This window comes from Novacetimonas hansenii JCM 7643 (genome assembly GCF_000964405.1).
In the GTDB taxonomy this organism is placed as follows: domain Bacteria; phylum Pseudomonadota; class Alphaproteobacteria; order Acetobacterales; family Acetobacteraceae; genus Novacetimonas; species Novacetimonas hansenii.
The window spans coordinates 1-1185 of the sequence record NZ_BANE01000178.1; the positions used below are offsets into that span (position 1 = coordinate 1).

General features: G+C 52.2%; 2 protein-coding genes. One reads left to right on the forward strand and one right to left on the reverse strand.

What is annotated here, in order from left to right; translation table 11 throughout:
- Positions 1–191 precede the first annotated feature (191 nt).
- The gene (locus tag B7G66_RS12175; RefSeq protein WP_003621204.1) at positions 192–707 is read left to right on the forward strand and encodes a hypothetical protein; all 516 of its coding nucleotides are present in this window, start codon (positions 192–194) and stop codon (positions 705–707) included.
- Between the two features lie 24 nt (positions 708–731).
- On the opposite strand, the gene B7G66_RS12180 is transcribed toward B7G66_RS12175, so the two are convergent.
- A complete protein-coding gene (locus tag B7G66_RS12180) occupies positions 732–905 on the reverse strand; it encodes a DUF1674 domain-containing protein (protein WP_064504907.1) in 174 nt (57 codons plus the stop codon).
- Between the last annotated feature and the right edge of the window lie 280 nt (positions 906–1185).

The window sequence follows — 1185 nt, forward strand, 5'->3', positions numbered from 1 at the left end:
AAAAGCTTCACCAAAAACCTTTATAATTTCAGTATGTTATCGAGTCTGACTTTTCAAACAGTCTCCAAGATGCACCCGGCATAAAAATATCAGTATAAAGATATCCGGTATGACACTGCCATTTATGAACATGCCATCGCCGCAGGATACCTCCTCCTGCCGCTGGCATCTGGACCGTTACGGGAACTGCAATGTCTTTTGGTGATCGCGTCAACCAGTTGGATGCATGGCTGCTGGATCGGGTGTTCCAGCCTTTTGCCGATGCATTGCCCGAACGTCTGTCCGCGATGGACCTGGGAATGAACTTTCAGGTCGGCTCGATCGTGCTGTCGGCCGTGTCGATTTCCGCCCTGCTCATGTTGCAGGGCATGTCTTTCGACAATGTTATTACAAATATGCTTGGTTGGTGTTTCGAGGTCATTTTCTACATCGGCATCCATCGCATGCGTGGCATGGTCCGGCCCGGATACCTCAATCCCCTGCGTGGGATGCTGGCGGGGATGCGCCCAATTTCGATACCCTTTGCCATATACGCGATCTATCAGGCCATCACGGCTGAGCGTGCGTATGAACTGGCGTTATGGTTCAATTCGCTGTCACAAATCGTGTTCGTGGCCGGGATCTATCTGATTTCGTGCCATATGCCACCGCCGCGCCAGCGGGCGCGGCAGGGATTTGGCCGGGGCCTGCAACCCAACGAAAGCTGATTTCCTGCATATGGTGCGCAGGTATCAGAAATCGATGCAGCGTCCCTTGACGGTCCAGTCGTTGTAACGCGTGGGTTCCGGTCCCTTGGGGCCGCCACGTTCGTTAGGTTCGGCGGGCTGTTTCAGGCGGGCCTTGTCCGCCTCCTCCAGCGCCTTTTCGGATGTCAGGGGCTCGGGATGGGTGTCTTTGTCGCTCATGGGAAAAGTGTTGATCCAATCGCCACGCCCGGCAAGGGCAAAAGGACGTGATCGCGGTGTCATGAAGCGCGGGGCAGGAAAGATTGGGCGCAGGGCAGAAGGGTAAAAATTTCCAGGCCCCTGTCCAGAACACCCATTGATAAAAAATAAAAGCTTTGAAAGGCGCCGCCTTTTCTAAAGCCATGCAATATCTGAAAATTTTTTCTTATCAAAGAGGCGTGTTTGAAAAGTCAGGATCGATAACATACTGAAATTATAAAGGTTTTTGGTGAAGCTTTTT